At 58.6% G+C, this 18,179-nt stretch carries 15 protein-coding genes; 12 read left to right on the top strand and 3 right to left on the bottom strand.

Going from position 1 to position 18,179, the window contains the following annotated elements:
- Positions 1-26 precede the first annotated feature (26 nt).
- The 3 genes from NHG65_RS07230 to NHG65_RS07220 are packed head-to-tail and all read left to right on the top strand — an operon-like array spanning position 27 to position 3,156.
- On the top strand, positions 27-671 hold the full coding sequence (locus NHG65_RS07230) for a hydrolase (RefSeq protein ID WP_037422649.1): 645 nt from the start codon (positions 27-29) through the stop codon (positions 669-671).
- 46 nt (positions 672-717) lie between these two features.
- Positions 718-1,263: an antibiotic biosynthesis monooxygenase gene (locus NHG65_RS07225; protein ID WP_085115821.1), complete on the top strand. Its 546-nt coding sequence runs from the start codon at positions 718-720 to the stop codon at positions 1,261-1,263.
- Positions 1,264-1,284: 21 nt separating this feature from the next.
- Positions 1,285-3,156: an amidohydrolase gene (locus NHG65_RS07220; RefSeq protein WP_085115820.1), complete on the top strand. Its 1,872-nt coding sequence runs from the start codon at positions 1,285-1,287 to the stop codon at positions 3,154-3,156.
- 104 nt (positions 3,157-3,260) lie between these two features.
- On the opposite strand, the gene NHG65_RS07215 is transcribed toward NHG65_RS07220, so the two are convergent.
- Positions 3,261-4,391 carry a Gfo/Idh/MocA family protein gene (locus tag NHG65_RS07215; RefSeq protein ID WP_099064012.1) on the bottom strand — a complete coding sequence of 377 codons (1,131 nt, stop codon included), beginning with the start codon at positions 4,389-4,391 and terminating at the stop codon, positions 3,261-3,263.
- Between the two features lie 447 nt (positions 4,392-4,838).
- On the opposite strand from NHG65_RS07215, the gene NHG65_RS07210 reads away from it, so the two are divergent.
- From NHG65_RS07210 to NHG65_RS07195, 4 genes are all read left to right on the top strand, one after another.
- Positions 4,839-5,723 carry an oxidoreductase gene (locus tag NHG65_RS07210; protein ID WP_499183105.1) on the top strand — a complete coding sequence of 295 codons (885 nt, stop codon included), beginning with the start codon at positions 4,839-4,841 and terminating at the stop codon, positions 5,721-5,723.
- Between the two features lie 9 nt (positions 5,724-5,732).
- Complete coding sequence (locus NHG65_RS07205) at positions 5,733-6,758, top strand: AraC family transcriptional regulator (RefSeq protein WP_499183104.1); 1,026 nt, start codon at positions 5,733-5,735, stop codon at positions 6,756-6,758.
- Positions 6,755-7,429, top strand: a complete 675-nt coding sequence (locus NHG65_RS07200; protein ID WP_099064007.1) for a Rossmann-fold NAD(P)-binding domain-containing protein — start codon at positions 6,755-6,757, stop codon at positions 7,427-7,429. The genes NHG65_RS07205 and NHG65_RS07200 overlap by 4 nt, the downstream gene beginning before the upstream one ends.
- Positions 7,430-7,501: 72 nt before the next feature.
- Positions 7,502-8,002, top strand: a complete 501-nt coding sequence (locus tag NHG65_RS07195) for a 2-thiouracil desulfurase family protein (protein ID WP_099064006.1) — start codon at positions 7,502-7,504, stop codon at positions 8,000-8,002.
- Here the strand turns inward: NHG65_RS07195 and NHG65_RS07190 are convergent.
- Positions 7,999-8,415, bottom strand: coding sequence for an NUDIX hydrolase (locus NHG65_RS07190; RefSeq protein WP_499183462.1), 417 nt, complete (start codon positions 8,413-8,415; stop codon positions 7,999-8,001). The two genes, NHG65_RS07195 and NHG65_RS07190, sit on opposite strands and share 4 nt — an antisense overlap.
- A gap of 124 nt (positions 8,416-8,539) precedes the next feature.
- On the opposite strand from NHG65_RS07190, the gene NHG65_RS07185 reads away from it, so the two are divergent.
- The 4 genes from NHG65_RS07185 to sseA all read left to right on the top strand — a co-directional run bounded on the left by NHG65_RS07185 (position 8,540) and on the right by sseA (position 15,841).
- Complete coding sequence (locus NHG65_RS07185) at positions 8,540-9,751, top strand: SrfA family protein (RefSeq protein ID WP_499183103.1); 1,212 nt, start codon at positions 8,540-8,542, stop codon at positions 9,749-9,751.
- Positions 9,751-12,696 carry a virulence factor SrfB gene (locus NHG65_RS07180; protein WP_499183102.1) on the top strand — a complete coding sequence of 982 codons (2,946 nt, stop codon included), beginning with the start codon at positions 9,751-9,753 and terminating at the stop codon, positions 12,694-12,696. Before NHG65_RS07185 ends, NHG65_RS07180 begins: the two co-directional genes overlap by 1 nt.
- Entirely contained in the window at positions 12,693-14,915 is a 2,223-nt protein-coding gene (locus NHG65_RS07175; protein WP_499183101.1) for a virulence factor SrfC family protein, read from the top strand. Before NHG65_RS07180 ends, NHG65_RS07175 begins: the two co-directional genes overlap by 4 nt.
- Positions 14,916-14,995: 80 nt before the next feature.
- Positions 14,996-15,841: a 3-mercaptopyruvate sulfurtransferase gene (gene sseA / locus NHG65_RS07170; protein WP_207975867.1), complete on the top strand. Its 846-nt coding sequence runs from the start codon at positions 14,996-14,998 to the stop codon at positions 15,839-15,841.
- On the opposite strand, the gene NHG65_RS07165 is transcribed toward sseA, so the two are convergent.
- On the bottom strand, positions 15,838-16,707 hold the full coding sequence (locus NHG65_RS07165) for a LysR substrate-binding domain-containing protein (protein ID WP_099064001.1): 870 nt from the start codon (positions 16,705-16,707) through the stop codon (positions 15,838-15,840). The genes sseA and NHG65_RS07165 overlap by 4 nt on opposite strands.
- 254 nt (positions 16,708-16,961) lie before the next feature.
- Here NHG65_RS07165 and NHG65_RS07160 point away from each other — a divergent pair, with 254 nt between their 5' ends.
- Positions 16,962-18,179 (top strand): FAD-dependent oxidoreductase, encoded by a 1,218-nt coding sequence (locus NHG65_RS07160; protein ID WP_499183100.1) that lies wholly within the window; start codon positions 16,962-16,964, stop codon positions 18,177-18,179.

Genomic DNA, 18,179 nt, shown 5'->3' with positions numbered 1-18,179 from the left:
CCGAAGTATCACTGGGAAGGTAAATCATGTCTAAATTTCAATTACTTGATAAAGATAATTCCGCACTGATTTTCATCGACCACCAGCCACAAATGGCTTTTGGCGTGGCTAATATTGATCGCCAGCAACTGAAAAACAACGTGGTCGGTTTGGCCAAGGCCGGCAAGATTTTTAATGTTCCTACCCTTTTTACCTCGGTGGAAACTGAGAGTTTCAGCGGCTACATCTGGCCGGAGCTGCTGGCGGTTCACCCTGAAATCACCCCGATTGAACGTACCTCGATGAACTCCTGGGAAGACGCCGCCTTTGTGAAAGCGGTGGAAGCCACCGGTCGCAAAAAACTGGTAATTTCCGCCCTGTGGACCGAAGTCTGTCTGACCTTCCCGGCGCTGATGGCGCTCGAGGCCGGCTATGAAGTTTACGTAGTCACCGATACCTCCGGCGGCACCTCGGTCGATGCCCATGAGCGTTCGATCGATCGCATGGTGCAGGCCGGTGCCATCCCAGTGACCTGGCAGCAGGTGTTGTTGGAATACCAACGTGACTGGGCGCGCAAAGAGACTTACGACGCAGTCATGGCGCTGGTGCGCGAACACAGCGGCGCTTACGGCATGGGTGTTGACTACGCTTACACCATGGTGCATCACGCTCCAGCACGCGTGGCAAAATAAACCTTCACCCCGGCCATGCGCCGGGGTTTTTCTGGAGTGGATCGCTATGGCTCACCCGCAGCATGTCACGTTAGTCATCACACACCGTTTGGCTCCGGGACAGGAGCCGGCCTACGAGGCCTGGCTAAAACGCATTATGCCCGAGGCCGCCAACTTTCCCGGTCACCTCGGCGTTAACGTGATCCGCCCTACCGGTAACGAGCAGGCCTACACCGTTTTGGTGCGTTTTGACAACCTCGACAATCTCTATCTGTGGATTAACTCGCCGCTGCGCAAAAGCTATATCGCGGAAGTTTCGCCACTGCTGTTGGAGAGCGACCGCATTGAAATTCGGCCCGGTGCAGAATTCTGGTTTACGCCACCGAGTGCCACTACCCGTCAGCCCGCCAAGTGGAAACAGTTTTTGATCACCCTGTTGGTGATCTTCCCTTCCACCAATCTGGTGCCCTGGTTTTGGGGCAAGCTGTTGCCGCAATTGAACGGCACGCTGACCGGCCATTTTCTTAATGACGCCACCGTGGTTGCCCTGGTGGTGTTCCTCTGGATGCCAATCGTGACCCGTGTATTTCATCAATGGCTCACCCGCCGTTAGGCGGCCTGCCGGGAGAACGTTATGAGTAACCATGCTTCCCTGATTATCACCAACGGTAAATTTCACACTGTCGATCGCCAGGCACCTACCGCCCAGGCAGTCGCCATCCGCGACGGCAAATTCCTCGCCGTCGGCAGTGAAAACGAGGTCATGCAACACGCAGGGCCAGAAACGCAGGTGATCGACCTGCACGGCCACACCGCGGTACCCGGCCTCAATGACTCACACCTGCACCTGATCCGCGGCGGCCTGAACTACAACCTGGAGCTGCGCTGGGAGGGGGTACCCTCGCTGGCCGACGCGTTGCGTATGTTGAAAGAACAGGCGCTGCGCACCCCCAGCCCACAATGGGTACGGGTGGTGGGTGGCTGGACCGAGTTTCAGTTTGCCGAACGCCGCATGCCAACGCTGGATGAAATCAATCAGGCGGCGCCTGACACTCCGGTGTTTATCCTGCATCTGTATGACCGCGCCCTGCTCAACCGCGCAGCGCTGAAAGTGGTGGGCTACACCAAAGACACGCCCAACCCACCCGGCGGCGAAATTCAGCGTGACGGCAACGGCAACCCGACTGGCATGCTGATTGCCAAACCCAATGCGATGATCCTGTATGCCACCCTGGCCAAAGGGCCAAAACTGCCGCTGGAACAGCAGGTCAATTCGACCCGTCAGTTTATGCGCGAGTTGAATCGCCTTGGGCTGACCAGCGCTATCGATGCCGGCGGCGGTTTCCAGAACTACCCCGATGACTATCAGGTGATCGCCGAACTGCACGAGAAGAAGCAGTTGACCCTGCGAATTGCCTACAACCTGTTCACCCAGCGGCCGAAACAGGAACTGGAGGATTTCAAGCTGTGGACCGACATGCTGAAACCTGGCCAGGGTACCGATTTTTACCGTCATAACGGCGCCGGTGAAATGCTGGTGTTCTCCGCCGCCGACTTCGAGGACTTCCTGCAGCCCCGCCCGGACCTGCCGGAAGGTACCGAAGACGAACTGGAGCGCGTGGTGCGCCACCTGGTCGAACATCGCTGGCCATTCCGCCTGCATGCCACCTATGACGAATCCATCAGCCGTATGCTGAACGTGTTCGAAAAAGTGAACCGCGAAATTCCATTCAACGGTCTGCACTGGATTTTCGACCACGCCGAGACCATCTCCGATCGCAATATCGAACGGGTGAAAGCACTGGGTGGCGGTATTGCGGTACAGCACCGTATGGCATTCCAGGGGGAGTATTTCGCAGAGCGCTACGGTAAAGAAGCCACCAAACAGACACCGCCGGTGGCAAAAATGCTGGCAGCCGAACTGCCGGTTGGGCTGGGTACCGACGCCACCCGCGTAGCCAGCTATAACCCGTGGACCGCACTCTACTGGCTGGTTTCCGGCCGAACCGTAGGCGGCATGGCCATGTACGACGATAACGCACGGTTGGATCGTGAAACGGCGCTAATGCTGTGGACTCAGGGCAGTGCCTGGTTCTCTACCGAGCAAGGCAAAAAAGGCCAGATTAAGGTTGGGCAGTTGGCGGATCTGGCGGTGCTGTCGCAGGATTATTTCAGCGTGCCGGAAGAGCAGATCAAGGGGATTGAATCGGTGATGACGGTGGTGGACGGCAAAGTGGTTTATGCCGCCGGTAGCTTCTCACCGCTGGCGCCACCGGCAATACCGGTGCTGCCGGACTGGTCGCCGGTGACTCAGGTGCCGGGACATTATCGCTCTGCGCCGCCTGCCGCCGCTAGCCGTACCGGGGTATTAAGCCAGGCACACCAGTGCTGCGGGCCCTGCGGTGTGCATGCGCATCAGCATGATGTCGCCCGTCGCTCCAGCATTCCCATCTCAGACGAGAATGCCTTCTGGGGTGCGTTCGGCTGTTCGTGCTTTGCGTTTTAAGTTACCAGACTGGCAACCTGACAACTCATCAAGTTACTAAGCTAGTAACTTATTAACCAAGTAAACTCTGACGCTCTCAGCTTGTGAGCGTCAGAGTCCATCACTCAGTCGCGGTTGATGTCCAGCCAGCGGCGCTGCTCGGCAGAAGCGGCAATCGCATCCAGCACGCAGGACACTTTCCAACCCTCCTCAAAGTCTGGCCACATGCGATCACCGGCGGCAATACCGTTAACCAAATCGCGGATCTCCACCGTTTTCTGATCGTTAAAGCCAATGCCATGCCCGGCACTGATACAAAACGCAGCGTAGTCCGGATGCTTTGGCCCCACCAGCAAGGTTTTAAACCCTTGGCGTTCCGCCGGCTCATCGTGACGATACAGCTTCAGTTCCGCCATTCGCTCCTGGGTGTAACTCAGCGTGCCCTTGGTGCCGGTAACTACGTAGGTCAGCCCCATCTTGCGCCCGCAGGCAATACGTGAGGTTTCGATAGTGCCCATGGCCCCACCGGCAAAGCGCACCAGCGCACTGGCCTGATCCTCGTTTTCCACCTGGTGCATCAGCGTCGGGTCTTTCGCATCCGGACGCTGTTTGATGATGGTCTGCATATCGCCGGAGACTGCCACGATATCTCCCACCAGATAATGCGCCATATTCACGATATGCGCCGCCAGGTCGCCCAATGCTCCCAACCCGGCCGTCGCCTTGCGGCAGTGCCAGTCGATTGGCGTGCGTGGGTCGGCGAGGTAATCTTCGTTGTGGGTGCCATAGAAATGCACCACTTCGCCAATTTCGCCGTTGGCGATAATTTCACGCGCCAATTGGCTGGTCGGGTTCTTCATGTAGTTGAAACCCACCAGCGTTTTGACACCTTTGGCCCGCGCGGCCTGCACCATTTCAGCGGCGTCAGCGGCATCCAGCGCCAGCGGTTTTTCAGAATAAACGTGTTTGCCGTGTCGGATCGCCTCCAGCGCCATCTCTTTATGCAGGAAGTTGGGCGCACAGATATCCACCACATCTATCGCCGGGTCGGCTACCAGTTGACGCCAGTCACCGGTCGAGCGCGAGAAACCAAATTCAGCCGCGCGCTGTTGCGCCAGCTCCGGCGTCACTTCCGCCAGCATTTCCAGCACCAGCTCCCCTTTCAGCGGAAATACCGTGGCAGCCTGCGCATAAGCAATGGCGTGGCAGCGCCCAATGTAGCCGGTGCCAATTAAACCAACGCGAACCTGTTTCATTCCTTTCTCCCGTTACCGATAGCCTTAACATGTTGGCGCGCATTATGAAACGCACCATCTGATAAGTGTTTATATGAAATATAAATTTCAATAACAAGTGAGGGAGAAAATAAAGATGATATTCGTGATGCCGTTCATAAAAGCTTGCAGGCTTGGATGAAACAATAAAAATCCGGGCCAGCATAAACTGGCCCGGCGGTTAGAAATGAACTTTTCATTCCAAATTAGGGTGGTTCATTGAAACCCTGTCACAAGAGGCTCCGAGCGTGTCAGGCCAACATCCACTAACTGCACATCATCGAGTAACAACAGCGATTGGCACAACTATCCCAAGGTTCGAAAACACATTGGCGCAATCGGATTAACAGTTGGCAGGATCGGATTATCCGCACAGCGTCTAACCTTCTAGAGTGAAACCTCACCCAATGAACAGGTAAGGAAGGTTTTATGTCTCAGTCTCAAGTATGGTTAATCACTGGCAGTTCACGCGGTCTGGGCCAGCAGCTGGCGCAAGCGGTGCTGGAAGCCGGGCATCGTCTGGTCGCTACCGCACGCCAACCACAGCAGTTACAGCCACTGGTTGATCGCTACGGCGACCGGGTTATCACCGTCGCACTGGACGTTACCGATGCCGCCGCCGCGAAACGCGCGGTGCAAACGGCGGTCGAACACTTCGGTCGACTCGACGTGCTGGTCAACAACGCCGGTTACGGAAATATTGCGCCAGTGGAAGAAGCCGATAAGGCCGATTTCCGAGCTCAGGTCGACACCAATTTTTACGGCGTATTCAACGTCACCCGCGCCGCGTTGCCAATACTGCGTCAACAAGGTAGCGGCCATATCATTCAGATTTCCACCATCGGCGCTCGTCTCGCTTTCCCGGGCCTCAGCGCCTACCATACCGCCAAGTGGGCGGTCGAAGGCTTCTCCGAATCGCTGTCGAAAGAGATCGCCCCGTTCGGCGTGAAGGTTACGATGGTAGAACCGGGCGGTTTTCGCACCGACTGGGCGGGCTCGTCGATGGCCATCGCGCCGATCGGCTCAGCTTACCAGCCACTCTTCAACCCAATGCTGGAGTACCTGCAGCAGCATAACGGCCATCAGCCTGGCGATCCGGCCAAGGCCGCGCAGGTGATCCTGCAACTGGCATCAATGAACGAGCCGCCGCTGCGCCTGCTGCTGGGCAGCGACGCTGTGCAGATGGCCCAACAGGTGTTAACGGCGCGTCAAGCGGAAGATGTCGCCTTCCGAACGCTCAGTCTGAGCACCGACCGGGAAGATAGCCAACCAGATCACGCCACCATGGCAGCCTTGGTGGCCGGTAAATTATAAGGAGTAGCAATGAGCAGCGATCAGATTTCCCTGTCCAGTGCGGTATCGGCTCGCCTGGCCGCGATGGGCGTGGATATCGAACGGGTCGGCCAACTGGCCGGCCTGCCTGGCGGGCTGCTCAGCGGGCGGCGAGAGAAGGTCAAGCTGTCCACCCGACAGTTCTTCGATACCTGGCTCGCCCTCGCCCAACTGGCCGACGACAACGCCTTCGGCTTGCGCCTGGGCGGCGACATATCGCCAGAGCATTATGATATTGCTTCGGTCGCTGCGCTGCACTCCGCCACTCTCGGGGAAGCGCTGCAAAAGGTTGCCCGTTACAAACGGCTGCTGTGCCCGGAAGAACTGATGCTGGTCGAAGATGGCGACAGTATCCGCCTGCACACCCGTTGGACCATGACCGAAAGCCATGCGCCGGAGATGCTGATTGATGCCATGTTCGCCTCCATCATCACCCTGTGCCGCCGTGGCACCGGACAGGCGATACGACCACGGGCGATCGAACTGACCCGGCGACCGGATCCGGCTTCGCCTTTGTCGCGCCACTTCGGTTGTCCGGTGCATTTCAATGCTCCGCTGGATGTGCTGGTGTTTGACCGAGCGCTGATGCGCCAGCCCTTCATCACCTACAATCAGGACATGCTGGCGGTGCTGCTGCCGGGGCTGGAAGCCGAACTGGCCAGGTCATTGCAAAGCGACGATCTGCCCAGCCAGGTGATGGCGATCCTGGGGCGCAGCATGCGCGGCCAGCGCCCGAGCGTTAACAGCGTGGCTGCCGAGCTGTATGTCAGCCCGCGCACCCTGCAACGTCGCTTGCAACAGCATGGCTACAGTTATCAGCAATTGCTGGATAAAACCCGCCACCGTACCGCCTGCCAACTGTTGGCGGAAACCGATCTGGAGCCGGGGGAAATCGCCTTTGTGCTCGGATTTGAAGAATTGAATTCGTTCAGCCGCGCCTTTATACAGTGGGAAGCGCAAACGCCGAACCGCTGGCGCAGCCAACGCCTTGCCAGCCCCAGGGAGAACAGACCATGAGAGTGATTATCTTTGGTGCCAGCGGTATGGTCGGCCAGGGTGCGCTGCGCGAATGCCTGCGTGACCCACAGGTGAGTGAAGTACTCAGCATCGGCCGCACCATGCTGGCGCAAAGCCATGCCAAATTGCGGCAACTGACGCTGCCTGACCTGAGTGATTTATCCGCCGTAGAAGCCCAGCTTGCCGGTTACGACGCCTGCTTTTTTTGCCTGGGCGTCTCCTCGGCCGGCATGAGCGAAGCACGCTACCGCACGCTGACTTACGATCTGACGCTGGCCGCCGGTCGCCCCTTGGCACGGTTAAACCCGGCGATGACCTTTATTTATGTCTCCGGCGTCGGCACCGACAGCAGCGAAGGCGGTCGCAGCATGTGGGCCAGGGTCAAAGGGGCCACCGAGAATGCCCTGTTGGCCTTGCCGTTTCATGCGGTAATGTTTCGTCCCGGCGCTATTGTGCCACTGCACGGTATCCGTTCCAGAACCCGTGTTTATGATCTGCTGTATCGGCTATTGAAACCGCTGTGGTTCGGCGCGCTGCGGCTGTTCCCCAATCAGGTCACCACCACCGAACGCGTCGGGCTGGCGATGCTGGCCGTGGCGCGACACGAAACAACGCTGCGGATCGTCGAGCCTGGGGAGATTAATCGTCTGGCGCTGCCATCGGCGGAATGATTCTGCTATGTTAAAGCCGCGCGCGTGGGTCGCCTGTCCCACGCTTTCGCCCCTGTGACAGAGACAGACCTCATGCCGTCAAAGATTTTATTCAGCGCCTGCCTGGCCGGTTTTAAAGTTCGCTATAACGCTTCCGACAAACCCTTGTTCAATGCCACGCTGCTGCGCTGGCAGCGCGAAGGCCGCCTGGTGGTTTGCTGCCCGGAGCTGGCCGCCGGCTTTTCCACCCCACGTCCCTCGGCAGAAATCACGCCTGCCGCCGAAGGTGCTACCGTACTAGCCCAACGGGCGCGGGTGGTTGAAGTCAGCGGCGGTGACGTCACCGCCAGCTATCTGCTTGGCGCCCATCTGGCACTGGAGACAGCACAACGGCACGGCTGTCGCTTTGCCCTGCTTACCGACGGCAGCCCATCCTGCGGTAGCCAATTTATCTACGACGGTTCTTTCAGCGGCCAGACCAAGCCCGGCAGCGGCGTCACCGCCGAACTGCTGCGCCAGAACGGCATTGAGGTGTTTTCCGATCGTCAGCTCGACGCGCTGATCGCCCGGATTGAGGCGCTGGAAGGGGCTTAACGCCGCAAATGTTGCGCCAGCCGCTGTTGCAGGTGCGAAATGCCCTGCGGATGATGAATAAAGCTGTCGATGGTCATCATCTGCCAGCGCTGCCCTTCATCGCCAAAGCGTATGCTGGCAATCTGCTCCGGCTTGATGCTACCCAACATAAACCAGGTCGGTGGGTAACCGGGAAAAATACCCTGGTAACACTGCCCGTGGCTCACCTGCTGCGCGTCAATCTGCAGGCCGAACTCCTCCCGCGTTTCCCGCTGCACGCATTGTAGCGGCGTCTCATCATCCTCACGCCCGCCACCGGGTAAATCCCAACAGCCGGGCCAGGGAATATCCGCCTTGTCATCGCGCTGGTAGGTCAGCACGTTATCGCCGCACAACAGCGCGATTTTTGCACCGCCAAAGTCCGGGTTATCCATCTGCGACATGTTGATCCTCTTAAAGAACTGCATTTTACGTCTGTCCTTAGCCGTTTGACCGCTCAGACCCCGGGTTACTATGGCTGTTTGCACGTTTTAGCAGAACAGGACAAGGTTTTTTGCCGTGGTGAAACCCTTTTTACGCAGTGGCAGTTTAGATGACGTACTTGCATTGGGCGAGAATGGGCAACCGGTTTATGCCTGCGCGCAGCAGTTGCGGGAAACATTACGCATTCACCAACAGCAGCAAGCCGCCGACTGCCTGGCGATCCCGCAGCCGAACGAGACGGGCACCCGCATTGACTGGTACTCCCCCTTTCCGGGGAAAGTCACGTCCTGGTTGGCCGCGAGTGATGCCCAACGCGCGCAGGCCGTACATCTGCTGGAACAAAGCCTGACAACCTTGCATTTGCTGGTCGCTCAAACACAGACAGCCGAACACCCCAGCCACCGCCTGTTTGGCGCATTGTTGGCCAAAGCGATGCAAATTCCTGACCCCAACCATGTCTATCTGGTTGACGGCAAACCGGTACTGACCTTTTGGGGGTTTATCAAGCCACAGGCTCAGTGCCAGGACGACCCGCTGGCGTGTCTGCGACCGGCCGAAACTGCGAAAGAAAAGCCGACACCGATCGCCGCCGCACCAAGGCCGATGGCAGTCCCCACAGCAAAAACCGCCCCAGAGCCAGAGGTTAAATCGTCGGTTGCCGCCACACCGACGCAACCGCGCCGCCAGTGGCAACGCTACGTGTGGATATTGCCAGTGCTCATGCTGATTGCCCTGCTGGCAGGTTGGCTGAGCCAACCGAGTGCCCCACCTGCTACGCCCCTGGTGGCACAACCACCGGCGCCGCCGCGCACCGTCACACCGGTGTTCAAGCTACAACTGCCGTTAGCACCGGCCACGCTGATGCCAGCAGCACCGGTGCCGGTGGTCTTGCCGTCGGCGGACAAGCATGCGCTGGTGTTGCCCGCCGATTCGGTCAAAGCCGGTTCGACCCGCTTTCTGAACGGTAAATGGCGGGCCACGGTAGCGCTGAAGGATCTCCCCACCGGTAAGCGTCCCAGCCTGCAATACCGCATCAACGCAGGTAAAGGCAGTGCCAACATTACCTACGGCGATGGCATCAGCTGCCGGGTACCGATTGAGGCCGGTCTGATGCAGTCCGGCAATCTGGTGATTAACAGCCGTACCAAAGCGCGCTGCAGCGACGGCAGCCGCTACCAGATGCCGGAAATCATCTGCAAGCAAAATGAGACCGGCCCGGCAGAATGCGTCGGGCGTTACGATGCGGATACGGTTTACCCCATGATGTTAAAACGCGAGAGTAAATAATGCTGGCCACCCTTACCGATTACCCGCACAGCATTACGCTGATCCAGGACAGCGGTATCCAATTTTTGGACTTTGCTCTGACGCCGGTTTTGGATGATGAGTTTCCGGGCAAGTTTGTTCGCCAAACGGCCAGCGGCCCGCTACTGCGCCTGCAATGGGATGCCGACAGCGGCAAATACCTGTTGCCCGCCCAACCGGGACAGACTCCCGAAGTGGTTCGCCCGGAGTTCAGCTTCCCCTTGCAGCAATCGCTGCAGTTGTTGGATCAAACCTGGCTGCCGCTGCCCTTCTTTCGTCGCACTTCATCAGGGGTGTTTTTATCCGGGCCGGATAACTGGGCCCGGATGCAGATTCTGTTACTGGATAACCCCGATCAGGACGGCAACCTGCTGCGGGTAGTATTGGCCTTTGATACCCGACTCGCCTCTGCGGGCCAGGAGGCGCTAGCCCCAGGTGAAAGCGATCTCAATACCGGACTCAGCTTCTCGCTGGGCCATCAAAACCATCAGTTGGGCGAGTTTCTTGACCTGACCTGGGTAGACAGCTGGCTGCGTGAAGTCTTTAGTCAATCCGCGACCCAGCTGGAGCACCGCAGCGAAGCGGCAATAAACGCCGGACTGAAAACCTTCGAATATCAGGCGCACTACCTCAATCTGTTGAATTTGCTCGGCAGCCAATTAACCGTCCCGCAGATAAAAATCATCGGAGAGACACCACAACAACCCGCGATCGCCGTAGATCTGATTTTGGACGTCGGCAATTCCCACACCTGTGGGGTGCTGGTCGAAGATCACCCGCATGAAAGTAATGGCCTGAAACAGACCAATGAACTGCAGTTACGTTCACTGTCCGCGCCGCACTGCGTTTACCACGAATTATTTGAAAGCCGGGTAGAGTTTGCCCAGGTCTCATTTGGCAAACCCCACCTTTCATTCCAAAGCGGACGCGATGACGCCTTTAGCTGGCCTTCCATCACCCGCGTGGGCCGGGAAGCCATGCAACTGGCACTGCGGCGGGAAGGCACCGAAGGCACCACCGGGATTTCCAGCCCGCGTCGCTACCTGTGGGATGAAGAACGTTATGCGCCCGGTTGGCGCTTTAACAGCAAACAAGAGCCGATGGCCGCCGCTGCGCCATTGACCTCACTGATCAACGATGAAGGTTTACCTCTGTCTGCGCTACCTGTGGATCAGCGACTGCCAGTATTTGCCGCCCACTATAGCCGCAGTTCGGTCATGACCCTGATGCTGACCGAACTGTTGGCGCAGGCACTGATGCAAATCAACAGCGTCGCCCAGCGGATTAAAATGCCGAATACCGCCGCCCCACGCCGTCTGCGTACTATTATCCTGACGTTGCCTTCGGCGATGCCCAAGCCAGAGCGCGAAATTTTCCGCCGCCGCATGCAGGAAGCGATTGGCCTGATATGGAAAGCCCTGGGTTGGCACCCGCTGGATGCCCCGTTCAACGGCGAGCAAGCCCGCATGCCGGTGCCACAGGTGCATATGGAATGGGATGAAGCCACCTGCGGCCAGATGGTTTATCTGTATAACGAAACGCAGGTGAATTTTGCCGGCCGCACCGACGCCTTTTTTGCCGCCATGGCCCGACCGGACCGGCCGCCGGTGGCGGGAGAACAACAGGGAAAAACGCTGCGCATCGCCTCTATCGACGTGGGCGGTGGCACCACCGATCTGGCCATCACCCAATACACACTGGACGATGGCGTGGGCAACAACATCAAAATCAATCCGCGTCTGCTGTTCCGTGAAGGATTTAAGGTCGCCGGTGACGACATTTTGCTGGATGTCATTCAGCAATTTATCTTGCCCGCCGTACAGCAGGCATTCGAACAGGCCGGGGTCGGCGCAACGCCGGCGATGATGGACAAGCTGTTTGGCAACCAGGGCCGTATGGATGGGTTTTCAACCCTGCGCCAGCAGGCCACGCTGCAGATTTTCATGCCCGCCGGGCGTGCGCTGCTCAGTGCTTATGAGGATTACGATCCGCTGGATGCCCACGCGGAAATCGCCGCCAGCCTGGGCGAACTGCTGCCGCAGCCCCCCACGCCACAGGTACTGGCGTTTATCAATGACGAAGTTCAGCGTGGATCCGACGTTGACGCCTTCGACATTCTGCAAACCCCGTTGGTTTTCCGTCTGGGTGCCCTGCACAGCGCTTTCCTGTCTGACCGGATCGGCATCAGCCACTGCCTGCGCCTGCTTTGCGAGGTGGTGGCGTTGTATACCTGCGATGTGTTGCTATTGACCGGCCGCCCGGCACGTTTTCCGGGTGTTCAGGCGCTGCTGCGTCACCTGCAACCGCTGCCCGCCAGCCGAATTTTACCGCTTGAGGGTTATCACACCCGCAGCTGGTACCCGTTTAACAAACGTGGACGCATCGATAACCCCAAATCAACCGCTGCCGTGGGTGCCATGCTGTGTCTGTTGGCGATCGACCTGCGGCTGGAGAGTTTTTATTTTAACGTCGGCGACTTCCAACCCTATTCCACCGTTCGTCATCTGGGCATGCTGGACAGCAATAACCTGCTGGCGGACGATAATGTCTACTATCGCGATATCGATCTGGATCGCGCAGACTTCGCGTTGGATGCCGACAACTGTTTCCAGCTGCGCGGCCCTCTGCGCCTCGGATTCCGTCAATTGGACAATGAACGCTGGCCGGCATCCCCGCTCTACACGCTGACCATCACCGATGCCTCATTGGCGCGCAAACTGGCCGGTGATATGGTCATCAGCCTGCGACTGATCCTTACCGGTAACGATGGACAGGGAGCCGAAGGCGTCAGTATCGCCGAAGCCCGGTTGGCCGACGGCACGCCGGTTCCCGCGCATCATCTGCAACTCAAACTCAATACCCTGGCGGCCAGCGCCTCTGGCGCAACCCATTATTGGATCGACAGCGGGAGCCTTTATCAACCATGAAACCTATCACTTCCAGCCGGCCTGAGCCGCTAAACCGCCTCGGCAACAGCATCACGCAGGCGATTGACTGGGTGGCCGCCACCCGGCAGCAGTCCACCCGGCTGAACCGGGAAGCCGATAACCTGACGATCCGCCTGCGCCGCAGTTATAACCGGGCGAGGCAGTTGGACAAAGCCCAGCATCAGCCCCTGGCCATTGGCCTTTATGGCCATAACGCCGCAGCCAAGGCCCACCTGTTAGCCGCGCTGGCACCCGGTGCCAGGTTACTGAGCGAAGATGCCACGCTGGCCGTACGCTATTGCTCTGGTGATGCCCAAAATCCGCCTTCTTATCCCGTTGCCGTTTCCCTGCTTGATGAAGCGCAGTTGGTTGCCATGATGATCGGCAGCGCCTTGATCGGCGGCTTTCGCCCGGATTGGGATGCCCGGGCCATGGCCACACATCTGCAGGCACTGGAACGTCACCGCCAACCCATGGCGATCGGCGGCCTGGACAGCAACGCCATGGTGGCGCTGTGGGACAACCTTCGCCATCAGGGCGGCAAATGGCAAACGCCGCTGGATAAACACTTCTGGCCATATGCCATCTCGCTGGCCCCCTGTCTGAACGTTGACGACCGAGCCAGGCTGTTCGCGCCGCTCTGGGGTGAGGATCCGCTACTGACGAGTTGTTATCGCCAGTTGACGCATGCTTTACACCGCCTGGGGAACGGCGAACGGGTGTATGCCCCTCGCCAGGTATTGAGTCAGGATGGCGGCATCCTGCAGGCCCAGGCTATCCCAACGCCAGCCGAGGTAAAACTTGCCGTATTGACGGAGCAAGGCACCGCAGTGGACATCGCACTGACCGATCTGGCCTGGCTGGCTGCCTCGGTGACCAGCACCTTGCCACCGAGGGAAAGCGGCGGGTTGCCGAACCCTATCGAACTGCTGGACCTGCCGACCGGCAGCCCATGCCCGGGCGCTGGGCTGATTCAACGCATGCAGCAAGCAAAACGCGCCAACCTGTTGATTCTCGCGGCCGATGGCCTGCACGCCAACCTGCTGCTGGTGACCGATGCGGCCCGTACGCCGCAAGATGCCAGCAGAACGGGCAACGCGCTGGCTTATTGGGTCAGACAAACTCAGGGAGAAAACCCAGAGCTACGCAGCCGTCGCAAGCCGGGCTTAATCTGGGCAGTCACGGAATTTGACTCGCGTCAGGCCGGGAAATCACGCCCCGACGACGCCGTTCAACGCTATGTCGGTGAACCGGGCGAAAGCTGGGCAACCCTGCTGGCGATGGATGAAAGCGACTGCCAGCGTATGGTGGCCTGGCTGGCCGCACAGGCGTGCCCAACATTGAAACAGCATCGCATCCTTGAACAACAGCAGGAACTGCGACGCGAACTGTCTGAAAGCCTGCTCGGCAACTGGCTCCACGCGGCAGACAGCGCGTCAATGCAACAACGCACCCAGCACCTGCTGCGCAGATTGCAGGCGCAAGCCGGCCTGCACGGCGAACTGCTCGAATGGCTGCTGCCGCAGTGCGATACCTTGCGCCAACTCTATAACCAACAACGGCATAGCTCGCCCGCGCCGGTATCCAGTCCTCCCCCATTTGATGTTGAGATCGACCTGTTTGGTGAGGAAGTTGTGGCCGCCATTGCGCCCACCGGGCATGGCGGTGAGTCGTTTGCCCAACGGGTGTTTACGGATTGGATAAACCATCTGCGCGGTCTGCCGGATAATGCCCAACTGCTGGCATTATTGGGCGTTGGGAAACAGCATCTGGAGATGCTGGTCGATGCCTTGATCACCGCAGCCTGCCGGCTGGAGATGGCCGAATCGCTGGAGCGCACATTATCTGCCGGGGCGTTGCCGGAGCAAGCTGAAGACCGACAGGTCAGCCAGGCGTTGGCGATATTGGGTGATTTTGTCACCTGGTTGGGCTTCCAGCAGCGTGAAGCGAAGTTACGCCCCGCCAGCCGGATTAATCACGGCCAGCCGATCTTTACCCCACCGCCGCAGCCCGCCGTCGACTGGGGTAACCAACAGCGGTTAACCAAACTGGCACCGACACCGGCAAGAAATACCGCGTTTTATATCTACGACTGGTTGGTCGGTCTGCAGACGCTGCTGACGGAGAATAAAGCGGCAGAGGCTAACCCTGCCTTTGAGGCAGCTTCACAGGCGGCTTTGGGCAGCATCGTCGCCTCGCTAACGTCCGAGTCGGCCTGATAATTTCTGCGGATGGATCACATCGCCAAAGCGGCTGGTGTATAGTGAAAAACCGTTTTCACCACAGGCGAAAAATAACGATGAACTCTCCGTTTCTGGTTACTCCACAATGGCTTGCACAACATATCAACGATGAAAACCTGGTCGTGGTTGATGTCAGGATGTCCCCGGTCGGCCTGGTGCCGAAGAAAGACATGCTCGCTGAATTTGAACGCGGCCATATCCCGGGCGCGGTGTATTTCGATATCGATGACGTCGCGGACAAAAACACCACGCTGCCGCATATGCTGCCGACGGCAGAGGAATTCAGCGTAGCGGTGGGTAAATTGGGCATCAGCGAGCAACAGACCATCGTGTTTTATGATGAGGGCAATCAGTTCTCGGCCCCGCGCGGTTGGTGGACCTTCCGTAATTTTGGTGCCCAGCAGGTTTATGTGCTGGACGAAGGCCTGAACGGCTGGACGGCACTGGGCCAACCGCTGGCGACCGGTGCTGCGCAGCGCACGCCGCAAACCTTCAACGCCCGCTTTAATGCCGACGCGGTCGTCAATATGCAGCAGGTAGAACAGGCGCTGAACACTGAGGTGCAAATCCTGGACGCGCGCGCCGCACCACGTTTTTACGCCGAAGCCCCAGAGCCACGTCCAGGTCTGCACCGCGGCCATATTCCCGGCAGCATCAATATTCCTTACGGCGAACTGCTGGAAAACGGTCGTTTCAAATCGCTGGAAGCACTGAAGAAAACCTTCAGCGACAAGGGCGTGAATATCGACGGGCCGATCATCACCAGTTGTGGCTCCGGCGTGACGGCGGCAGTGCTGGCATTCGGCCTGCTGTCGCTGGCTGCGCCGCAGGTAAAGCTGTACGACGGCGCCTGGAGTGAATGGGGTGCACTGAGCGGCAAACAGCCGATCGAGCAGGACTAACCGTTGATCCGATCGGCGACGATCTGCGCCAAACGCTGGATCGCCGCTGACGGGTTTTCTTCGGCACGGTGCAGCACCACGCCTAGCTGATTTAGCGGCGGTAACACGTCAGGTGGCAAAAGGGACAGTCCCGACGGCAGCCCGGCGTCGGTGCGCACCGTCACCCCTAATCCGGCGCTGACCGCGGCCCACACGCCGTTCAGGCTGTGGCTGGTAAAGGCGATACGCCAGGGAATACCGGCACGATCCAGCGCCTTAATCGCCGCGCTGCGCATCAGGCATGGAGCATCAAACATCACCAGTGGCAGCGGTTCATCTCCCTGGCTCCATGGCGTCAGTTCAAAATGGGATGAGGCAATCCAGTGCATCTGCCGCTGACCCAATGTCTGATAAAACGGCGTGCTGATACCGCCGTCCCACGCCAGCGACAAATCCAGTTGCCCTTTCAACACCCACTCGAGCAGTTCGGTATTGCGGGCGATACGTGCTTCGATACGCACTCGCGGATGCGCTCGGGCAAAACTGCCCAAGACCTGCGGTAAAAAGGTTTCCCCGAAGTCTTCCTGCAAACCCAGCCTGACAGTGCCGTGCAGGTCCAGCCCGCGCACTGCGGTCGCGGCCTCATCATTCAACTCCAGCAAACGACGGGCATAGCCCAGCAGGATTTCACCGGCCTCGGTCATCACCATGCCGCGCCCGGACTTACGCAGGATCGGGCTACCCACCTGCTGCTCAAGCTTTTTCAGATGCGCGCTGACCGCCGAGGTAGATCGTCCCAGCCGCTCCGCCGCTTTTGCGAAACTGCCTAGCTCAATGCCGGTCACGTAACTGCGCAAATCGTCGAGATCAAAGGTGACTCGCCCCATACCAACCATCCTGTTTTTAAGAACCATCAGTCAAAATAATGCCGATATGACTAACAAAGATGGCGTGTGATGCTCAGCCGGTCAATAACTTTCAGGAGCATCGCTCTGCTTGCCAAACAGCCGGCTTTAACACGTCGTCCCCCTTTGACCACACAGCGCCACGGGTTGACAGCCCGTCTTGATATTGATAATCATTATCAATATTGAGTTTTCAATCAGGATCGGCAGGATGCGGATCCCAGGGGCCAACCGCTATGTCGCAGTCACCGATCACACCTTACGCCACCACTTGCTGCATCGTGGGCGGAGGCCCCGCCGGATTAATGCTCGGCTATCTGCTGGCCCGAGCGGGGATAGACGTGATGGTGCTGGAAAAGCACGCCGACTTCCTGCGCGATTTTCGCGGCGATACCATTCACCCTTCCACCCTGGAAATCATGCATCAGCTTGGCCTGCTTGAGGAACTGCTGGCACTGCCACACCAGCGCGCAGAAACGCTGCATGCCGAGATCGCCGGGCGTGATATTACGCTTGCCGACTTCACCCGCCTGCCGACGCGCTGCAAATTTATCGCCTTTATGCCGCAGTGGGAGTTTCTCAACTTTCTGGCAGAAAAAGCCGCCGCCTTTCCTGCGTTCAGCTTGCTCAAATCGGCGCAGGTACACCAGTTGTTGTACGATCGCGGTCAGGTCTGCGGGGTGTTGGCGGATACGCCGGAAGGCCCGATCCGCGTCCGCTGCCAATTGGTGATCGGCACTGACGGACGTAACTCGGTGGTACGCGAACAGGCGGCACTCAGCAGCCGCTGTTTTGGCTCGCCGCGCGACGTATTGTGGATGAAGATCGATAAACGGCCCGGCGATCCGGCCTGGTCGATGGGTCACACCGGGCCAAAGCAAAACTTCATCATGATCGACCGGGGTGAATACTGGCAGTGCGGTTATTCAGTCGACAAGGGCAGCTTCGAGGCGATCCAACAGGAGGGGCTGGAAAAATTTTTGCTGCATATCGCCGAGGTCGCCCCCTTCCAGGACCATCGCCTGCAGGAGATCCTCAGTTGGGATCAGGTGAAGTTATTGAGTATTCGCATCGATCGACTGGATCAGTGGGCCAAACCGGGCGTGCTGTGCATTGGCGACGCCGCACACGCTATGTCGCCGATTGGCGGCGTCGGCGTGAATCTGGCGATTCAGGATGCGGTTGCTACCGCCAACCTGATTATCCCTCCGCTACGCAGCCATGGTCTACAGCTCAAACACCTGTTGCGCGTGCAACGACGCCGCAATTTCCCCACCAAAGCCACTCAGTTTCTGCAAATTAAAATGAGCCAACGCAGGCCGAAAAAACGTCGCGGCAGCGGTGGAGCCAGTCTGATAACCCGGGTCGGCAACAGCCGCTGGTTGCCACGTTTATTTGGCCGGATTATCGGACTGGGGTTCCGTCGGGAAACGCCGAAGCATCTTGCTGATTGA

This window comes from Serratia myotis (genome assembly GCF_027474885.1).
In the GTDB taxonomy this organism is placed as follows: Bacteria; Pseudomonadota; Gammaproteobacteria; order Enterobacterales; family Enterobacteriaceae; genus Serratia; species Serratia proteamaculans.
Note: the sequence above shows the minus strand (reverse complement) of the source record. Positions and strands in the feature narration are given on the sequence as shown.